Source organism: Chloroflexota bacterium, from assembly GCA_016875535.1.
In the GTDB taxonomy this organism is placed as follows: domain Bacteria; phylum Chloroflexota; class Dehalococcoidia; order SHYB01; family SHYB01; genus VGPF01.
Map to the genome: position 1 here is coordinate 1 of VGPF01000066.1, position 8,335 is coordinate 8,335.

Genomic DNA, 8,335 nt, shown 5'->3' on the forward strand with positions numbered 1-8,335 from the left:
GGCTGCCTTCTGCGCGGCGGCTCTGGCGATGATCGGCGTGCCGCCCCTGGCGGGCTTTTTCAGCAAGTTCTATATCGGGCAGGCGGGTGCGGCGAAGGGCGATTGGCCCGTGGTAGCGGTGGTGTTCATCACCAGCCTCTTCACTGCGGCGTACCTCTTCCGCGTGGTAGAGCGGGCCTACCTCGGCGATGCGTCGCGCGCGTCCGACGCTCCACCAGCCCAAGACCCGCCAAAGGATATGCTGGTCCCGTTGGTGGTTCTTGCTGTGGCGGCCATCGCCCTCGGGATAGCCAATGCCGCGATCCTCAGCCACGTCTTGAAGCCCGGCGTCTTAGAGTGGATGAGGCCATGAGGCGCGAGGCTGTGCGATGACGACCGCGTTCGATTCACCCCTCCCCGTTCTGGCCGTGGCGGCGCCCCTCATCGGCGGCCTGCTTGTTGCCGCCTCCGGCCGCAGGCCCAACCTCCGGGAAGCATGGACCCTTCTCGCAAGCCTCGCCACCATTGCCCTCGTCACTGCGATGCTCCCGAAGACGCTGGACGGCAGGCACGCCCAATCGGTGCTCTTCGATCTCATCCCCGGTGTGCCCATCGCCCTCCGGGCCGATGCTGCGGGCATGCTCTTCGCCCTCCTGGCCGCTGTCCTCTGGCTTGCCACGTCGCTCTACTCCATCGGGTACATGCGGGCTTTGGAGGAGCGCAAGCAGACTCGCTACTACTGCGCCTTTGCCCTAAGCATCTCTTCTGCACTGGGGGTCGCCCTCGCGGACAACCTCCTCACGTTCGTCCTCTTCTATGAGCTGTTGAGCATCGTGACCTACCCTCTTGTGATCCACCATGAGACGCCTGAAGCCCTGCGCGCAGGCAGGAAATACCTGTTCTATACCCTGTCCGGCGGCCTTGCCCTCATCGGTGCCGTTGCCTGGGCCTATGCCTCCGGGCTGGACATCGCCTTCCGCCCGGACGGCGCCTTCTCCTCAGCGGCCGCAAGCGATGCGACGCTCTGGGGGCTCTTTGCCCTTCTGTCCTTTGGTGTGGGCGTCAAGGCCGCCGTCATGCCCCTCCATAGCTGGCTTCCATCGGCAATGGTCGCGCCGACGCCTGTCAGCGCGCTGCTCCACGCCGTGGCCGTGGTGAAGGCCGGGGCCTTCGGGTTCGTCCGCGTCATCGGCTTCGTCTTCGGCGTCGGTCTGTTGAAGGAGATGGGCGCATGGGGCGTTCTTGCCGGCTTTGCGGGAGCCACCTTAATTATCAGTTCCCTGCTGGCGCTCAGGATAGACCATCTCAAGCGCCGGCTCGCCTACTCAACCATCAGCCATCTCTCCTACATCGTCCTTGGGACAGCCCTCCTAGGCCCCGCGGCCTGGACCGGTGCGCTGCTGCACATCGTGGCCCACGGCTTCACCAAGATCACCCTCTTCTTCTGCGCGGGCGCGATCCACGTTACCGTCCACAAAGACCGCGTGAGCGAGCTTAAGGGCATCGGCAGGCAGATGCCGCTGACTATGGGCGCCTTTACCATCGCGAGCCTTGGGATGATCGGCATGCCGCCGCTGACCCTCTTCGCCAGCAAGTGGTTCCTGGGGACGGGCGCGGTGGAGCAGGGCCAGGAAGTCTTCCTCTTCCTCTATCTTATCGGCGGACTGCTGGCGGCGGGCTACCTTTTGCCTATCGTCGCCCGGGCCTACCTCTGGCGGTCGCCTCATTTCGCCTCCTTCAGGGAGGCGCCGCGTTTGATGCTCGTTCCCCTGTTGGCCACTGCGGCTCTGACCATCATTTGGGGGCTGGCGCCTGATCTGCCCTTCCACTTCCTGGAACTCTCCAGGGGTGTGGCGCGCGCTGTCACGGGCGGTGCCCCATGAAGCTGTCCAGACGCTTCGTGATCGCCTTCATTTTGGGCCTGATCCTTGTCATCTGCGGCGACCTTGTCCTCAAGGCGACGGGCAGGGCGAAGGCCGAGCTCTGGGGCGCTGAAGTGGCGGGCTACTGGGCCGCCTTCGGCCTTCTCTGGGTCCTTGTTATCTCGTTTGTGGCGAAACGCATCCTGGACCCCTGGCTCCATCGGCGCGAGGACTACTACGAAGATAGTGAGGCTGAGGATGAATAGCATCCCACCAGGCCTCATCCTGCTTATCGGCGCCGTCTGCGTCCTTCTCGTGCCCTCACGGGCGCGTTCGTTCGTCTTCCTGGCCTTCGCGGTGCTGGTCAGCGTCCAGCTCTTCTTTGTTCTGGACACCGGAGACACTGTGGAGTGGCATTGGCTTGGCTTCACCATCAATCCGCTCCGCGTGGATAAGCTCAGCCTCATCTTTGGCTATGTCTTCGGCCTCATGGCGATTTTGGGAGGCATCTACGCCTTCCATATCCGCAGCCGCGGCGCTCACGCCGCCGCTCTCGCCTCGGGGGCCGCGGCGCTCGGAGTCGTCTTCGCGGGCGATTTGCTGACCCTCGTCCTTGCCTGGGAGGCGATGGCCTTGGCCTCGGCCTACCTGGTGAGCACCGGCGGGACGCTCCGCGCCCGTGGCGCGGCGGTTCGCTATCTCTTTGTCCACCTGACGGGAGGTGCCGTCCTGCTTTCGGGCATCCTCTGGCACCTCGGCTCCGGCGGCGGCCTCGCCTTCAACGCCTTTGATGGGGGAACAGCGGCCTGGCTTATCCTGATAGGTTTTGCCGTGAACGCCGCGATCCCACCCCTGCACGCCTGGCTTGCCGATGCCTATCCTGAGTCCAGCGTCACCGGCACCGTTTTCTTGAGCGCCTTTACCACCAAGACCGCTGTCTATGTGCTCGTCCGCGGCTTCCCCGGCTTCGATATCCTCGTTCCCTTCGGCGTCGCGATGGCTCTCTACGGCGTTATTTTCGCCATGCTGCAGAATGACATCCGGAGATTGCTTGCCTATCACATCATCAGCCAGGTCGGCTTCATGGTGGCGGCGGTCGGCATCGGTACGGAGACCGGCATCAACGGCGCGGCTGCCCATGCATTTGTCCATGTTATCTATAAAGGCCTTCTGCTGATGGGCGCGGGCGCTGTGCTCTACGCCACGGGCAAGTCTCGCATGTCCGATCTGGGCGGTCTTTCGAGCAGAAGCATGCGTGCCGCCTTTCTCCTCTATCTGGTCGGCGGTCTTTCGATCTCGGCCTTTCCTCTCTTCAGCGGCTTTGCAGGCAAGTCACTCGTCATCACTGCAGCCGAAGATGAGCATATGGGGTGGGCTGTCTTTCTCCTCTATGGCGCCTCCGTCGGCACATTCCTGAGCACTACCCTGAAGCTTCCCTATTTCACCTGGTTCAATAGCCATGCCGCCGATCGGCGGAGCCAGGCGCGTCCGTTGCCCCCCGGCATCTTGGTCGCCATGACCCTTGCGGCGTTCATCAGCATCGCGATAGGCATCTATCCCAGCCTGCTGTATGACCGCCTGCCCTTCCCCGTCGACTACGAGCCGTACACCGCCGCTCACGTTGTCTCCTCCCTGGGCTTCATGGCCTTCACTGTCCTTGGATTCTGGCTCTTCTTGGAAGCGTTCTGCCCGCACGCCGGCGTCGTCCTTGATGTTGATTGGCTCTATCGGAAAGCGGAGCGCCCGGTGCGGAGACTGGTGCTGGAGCCGGTGGCAGGCCTTTTTACGATTAGCCAGGTCGGGGCAGACCGGCTTGCCGGCTTCGCCACCAGGCTGCTCGCGGACCCGGGAGCCGTTGCCGCGACACGGCTCGTGCCGGTTGGCATCGCCATTTCCCTGGTCTTGGTGGTGGCGGGTGTCACAGTAGCCTGGAGTCTCCTTCGCTGAGAGTAGGAGACCTCGCCATGCCTTCCACCGACCTCCTCCTCACCAACGCCCGCGTCCTTACCTGCGACCCCTCGCGCCCCGCCGCCTCCGCCGTCGCCCTCACCGGCGACCGCATCGCCTGGGTCGGCGAGGCACAGGAGGCCGCCCGCCTCCTCTCCCCCGCCCGGACCCTCGATTGCCAAGGGAAGACACTCCTTCCCGGCTTCATAGACGCCCATATCCACCTCTTCGCCTATGCCGCCGATCTCCAGGGCGTTGACTGCTCTCCCCGCGCCGTGCGCTCCATCGCCGATATCCTCGCCGCTATCCGGCGGCGCGCTGCGGAGCTTCCTCGCGGTGCTTGGATCCGCGCCTGGGGCTTTGAGGACTTCCACCTTGCCGAACGCCGCCCGCCCACCGGGAAGGAGCTGGACGCCGCTGCGCCGCATCACCCGGTGAAGCTCACCCACCGCTCCGGCCACGCCTCGGTGCTCAATAGCCTGGCCCTTGCCCAACTTGGCATAACGAACGATACGCCGGAGCCTGAAGGCGCCACTATCGAGCGCGACCCGGCGACGGGCGATCTGACCGGCTACCTCCTAGAGATGGAACATCTCCTCAGCGGCCGCGCTCCCGCCCAATCATCTGAGTCGATCGAGGCGAGCCTCCTCGCCGCCGAGCGCCGCCTCCTCTCCTACGGCGTCACCTCCATCCATGAGGCCACGCCCACCCGCGCCTTCGAACATTGGCAGCGCTTCGCCGCCTTGAAGGGGCGTGGCCGCCTGCCCCTGCGCATCTACAAGATGTTCGCGCCTGCCGATCTCCCCGAGCTGCTCAAGCGCGATATGTCCTTCGGCTCAGGCGATCCCGGGCTCAGCGTCGGCGCGATCAAGATGATGCTGAATGAAACGGGAGAGCGCCTCTTGCCGGCACAGGAGATCCTTGAGGAGCAGGTCTACGCTGCCCACAGCGCAGGCTTCCAGGCGGCCTTCCACGCCGCCGAAGAGCGCGGCGTCCAGGCCGCCCTTGAGGCGGTCGAGAAGGCCGTCCGGCGCTCCGCCCAGGAGGCCGCTGATATCGCATCCCTGGGCATGCGCGTTCACGATCACCGCCACCGCGTCGAGCACTGCGGCATCTGCCCGCCGCCCCTGGCGCATCGCCTCGCCAAGGCCGCCATCCTCGTCGTCACCCAGCCGGCCTTCATCGCCGCCCACGGCGAGCGGTACCTGGCGCAGATTCCCCAGGATAAACAGGCGTGGCTCTACGCCGTAAAAAGCCTGCAGGATGCGGGCGTCCGGCTCGCCTTCGGCTCTGACTGCCCCATCGTCTCTCCCGAGCCGTTGCGAGGCATCGCCGCCGCCGTCACGCGCACGGCCGATTCCGGACGCACCGTCGGCGCCAGGGAGGCCGTCTCCCTAGAGGCGGCGCTCACCGCCTACACCCGCGGCGCCGCCTACGCCTCCGCCGATGAATCGCTCAAGGGCGTCATTGCCCAAGACCTCCTCGCCGACCTCGTCCTCATGAGCGAAGACCTCTCCCGCACTCCTGTAGCCCGCCTCGCCGACGTGACGGTGGAAAAGACCATCCTCGGCGGCTCCATCGTCTGGGAACGCTAATCGAATTGGCGAGGGGAGTCTCACGTGCAGCGCCTTACGGGAGAGGTATCCTTCTCCGTCGCCCTAAGAAGCGGCAATACCGATTCTTAGGGCGAACGGGCCTACGTTCCCCGGGTTGCCCCTGCAACTCAAATCCTCATCCGGCGTAGGGGCGTGACAAGCTCTTCCCGGCTGCGGCGCGGCACGCCCATCTTCAGGGAGTTGCCCTCGCAACCCTCGCACCGTCTCCCGTAGGGGCTGGCCTACCAAAAGGGCTCCGATCTCCTCGGAGAGGCCATCCCTCCCCATCGAGCGGATTACTGCGCCCTTACCCTCTCCCAGCTCCGATTCATCGGAGCGTCCGGGAGAGCCATTCCTATGGCGTGTGCTCTTCTTAGAGCTACAAGAGGGCACGCACAGGTCGAGTCCTCAAGACCCCGATGCCGCATCGGGGGTGAGGTCTCCGATTCCCATCCCCTCCATCTTCGCCGGGAGGGCCATTCCGATGGCTTGTGCTCATTCCTATGAGCTGTGCTAGTCCTCTAGCTACGGCTTGTCTCAGAGCAATGAGAGCCTAGGAAAGGCCTCGCCTACAGATTCCTATCGCACACGTAGTCGGCCAGGTTCAAGAGCGACCTTCGCACCGCCGTATCCGGCAAGATGGAGAGGGAGCCCTTTGCCTTGTCCCTCAGGTCGTTCGCGATCCTATGCGCCGCCGCCATGTTGCCCGGCTCCCGGATATTCTCTATCGCCTTCTGCCGCTTCTCTGCGTTCTCGCTATCTTCAAAGAACGCCTTGATCGAATCGTCCTTCGGGTGCCGCTCCATGAAGACGATGGCCGGCAGCGTCAGCGTTCCCTGCGCCAGGTCGTTCCCAACCGGCTTGCCCACCACAGTCTGCGACCCTTCAAAGTCCAGGATATCGTCAATCACCTGAAAGGCCATCCCCAGGTTGTAGCCGTAACTCTTGAGCGCCTGGACCTCTTTTTCGGGGGCATTGCCCAGGAGCGCGCCCGTCTCCGCCGCCGTGGAAAAGAGCGAGGCCGTCTTGCCAAAGATGCGCTTCCAATAGCTCTCCCGCGTCTGCTGCCAATCGCAGGCCGCCATGTACTCCTTCAGCTGGCCCGCTGAAAGCTCCATGATCGTCTCCGCGAACGTCCTGATGACGCGCCCGTTGCCTGTGTCGCACACATACGTCGCTGATTTGGCGAAAATGTAATCGCCGACGAGCAGCGCCACATCCTTGCCCCAGAGGTTGCTCACCGTCGGCCGTCCCCGGCGCACCTCTGCCTTGTCTATCGTGTCGTCGTGCACCAGCGTCGCGATGTGCAGCAGCTCCACGGCCGTCCCCATCAGCACCGGCAGCTTCTCATCGTGCGGGTGGAACTTGGAGGCAAGCAGCGTGATCGCCGGGCGCACATGCTTCCCGCTTACGTCCAGCACATGCTCCAGCATCTCGGCCATGTGCTCATGGCCGCTCACGCCGCCGCTGGCCCCTGCCTGCTTCAGCGTCTCCTTCACGCGGAGAAGGTCCGCCTCCACCGGCTTGTAGATCTGCTGTATATCGAGCGTAACCGTAGCCGTTTCCTTTGCTCTTGCCTAACCCCTTCCCTCCCAGAGCGGGTTGGGTGGGTTAGGCTCCTAAGCCCGTGCCGCCGCCATCTCCTTTGCCACTGCCTCTTCATCCAGTTTAGCGAAGAGCGGGGCAGGCTGATTCAGCCTCTGCCCGGCCCCGGGCCGCTGGAGCGTCCATCCCGCCGATTCGATAGTTCCCGAAAACCCCAGGTACTCATGCACCTTCGCTGAGGTGAACGGCATATACGGGTAGAGCGCCGTCTTCAAGCAGGAGATTACCTGAGCCCCCGTCCACAGGGCGTTCGCCGCCGCCTGGTGGTCCGTCTTGATGCTCTTCCAGGGCGCCTGCTCCTCCAGGTAGCGGTTCGCATTTCGGGCCAGTTCCATCGCTGTGCGGATGCCGTCCTTGAACTTGCACTGCGCCAGCGCTGCTCCTACATCCTGGAACGTCCGCTCCGCCTGCGCGATGAGCGCCTTGCTGCTCTCCCCAAGCTTCGCCTCCTCCACCTCCTTCGGCAGGTGCCCCTCGAAGCTGCGGTACGTGAAGCTCAGCACCCGGTTCACTAGGTTCCCGTAGGTCGCCACCAGCTCGTCGTTGTTTCGGCGCAGGAATTCCTTCCAGGTGAAGTCCGTATCCGCTGTCTCCGGCATATTGATGGAGAGGACGTACCGCAGCGGGTCCGGATCGAACTTGTCCAGGAAGTCCTTGAGCCAGACGGCCCAATTCTTGCTCTTGGAGAACTTCATCCCCTCCAGGTTCAGGAACTCATTGGCGGGCACGTCGTACGGGAGCGCGAGCCCCTTCTCGAATCCCATGAGGATGGCGGGCCAGATGATCGTGTGGAAGGGGATGTTGTCCTTGCCGATGAAGTAGTACGGTTTCACATCCCTGTGCCAGTAGTCGCTCCACGCCTCAGGCCTGCCTGATTTCTGCGCCCATTCCTTGGAGGCCGAAAGATAGCCGATGACTGCTTCGAACCAGACGTAGATGCGCTTGGCCTCAAATCCCGGCACCGGCACGGGAACGCCCCAGTCCAGGTCGCGGGTGATGGATCGGTCTTGCAGGCCGTCCTTCAGGTAATTCGCCGTGAAATTGCGGACGTTCGCCTTCCAGTGCGATTGCTTCCCCACCCATTCGCTCAAGGCCTGCTCAAAGGCGCTGAGCTTCAGGAAAAAGTGCTCTGTATCGCGGAACTCCGGCACATCCCCGGCGATCCGGCTGCGGATATTCTTGAGGTCCTTCGGGTCCAGCGTCTTGCCGCAGTTGTCGCACTGGTCGCCTCTTGCCCCGTCCTTGCCGCAGTTGGGGCAGATGCCCTCCACATAGCGGTCCGGCAGGAACCGCTTGGAGATCGTGGAATACGGCATGGACATCGTCTTCTTATAGATATGCCCTTGG

The 8,335-nt window shown here is 63.8% G+C and carries 6 protein-coding genes; 4 read left to right on the forward strand and 2 right to left on the reverse strand.

Annotation, left to right across the window (positions count from 1 at the left end; all coding sequences use genetic code 11):
• Positions 1 to 368: 368 nt before the first annotated feature.
• From FJ039_12175 to FJ039_12190, 4 genes are read left to right on the forward strand one after another with little or no spacing between them, the layout of a single operon-like run.
• A complete protein-coding gene (locus FJ039_12175; protein ID MBM4406905.1) occupies positions 369 to 1,862 on the forward strand; it encodes a monovalent cation/H+ antiporter subunit D family protein in 1,494 nt (497 codons plus the stop codon).
• Positions 1,859 to 2,107 (forward strand): hypothetical protein, encoded by a 249-nt coding sequence (locus FJ039_12180; protein ID MBM4406906.1) that lies wholly within the window; start codon positions 1,859 to 1,861, stop codon positions 2,105 to 2,107. Before FJ039_12175 ends, FJ039_12180 begins: the two co-directional genes overlap by 4 nt.
• Positions 2,100 to 3,788: a Na(+)/H(+) antiporter subunit D gene (locus tag FJ039_12185; protein ID MBM4406907.1), complete on the forward strand. Its 1,689-nt coding sequence runs from the start codon at positions 2,100 to 2,102 to the stop codon at positions 3,786 to 3,788. The genes FJ039_12180 and FJ039_12185 overlap by 8 nt, the downstream gene beginning before the upstream one ends.
• Positions 3,789 to 3,805: 17 nt before the next feature.
• A complete protein-coding gene (locus FJ039_12190; protein ID MBM4406908.1) occupies positions 3,806 to 5,383 on the forward strand; it encodes an amidohydrolase in 1,578 nt (525 codons plus the stop codon).
• A 569-nt stretch (positions 5,384 to 5,952) separates the two neighbouring features.
• Here the strand turns inward: FJ039_12190 and FJ039_12195 are convergent.
• Complete coding sequence (locus tag FJ039_12195) at positions 5,953 to 6,903, reverse strand: polyprenyl synthetase family protein (protein MBM4406909.1); 951 nt, start codon at positions 6,901 to 6,903, stop codon at positions 5,953 to 5,955.
• Between the two features lie 99 nt (positions 6,904 to 7,002).
• On the reverse strand, positions 7,003 to 8,335 hold a 1,333-nt coding region (gene metG, locus FJ039_12200), incomplete at its 5' end, for a methionine--tRNA ligase (GenBank protein ID MBM4406910.1).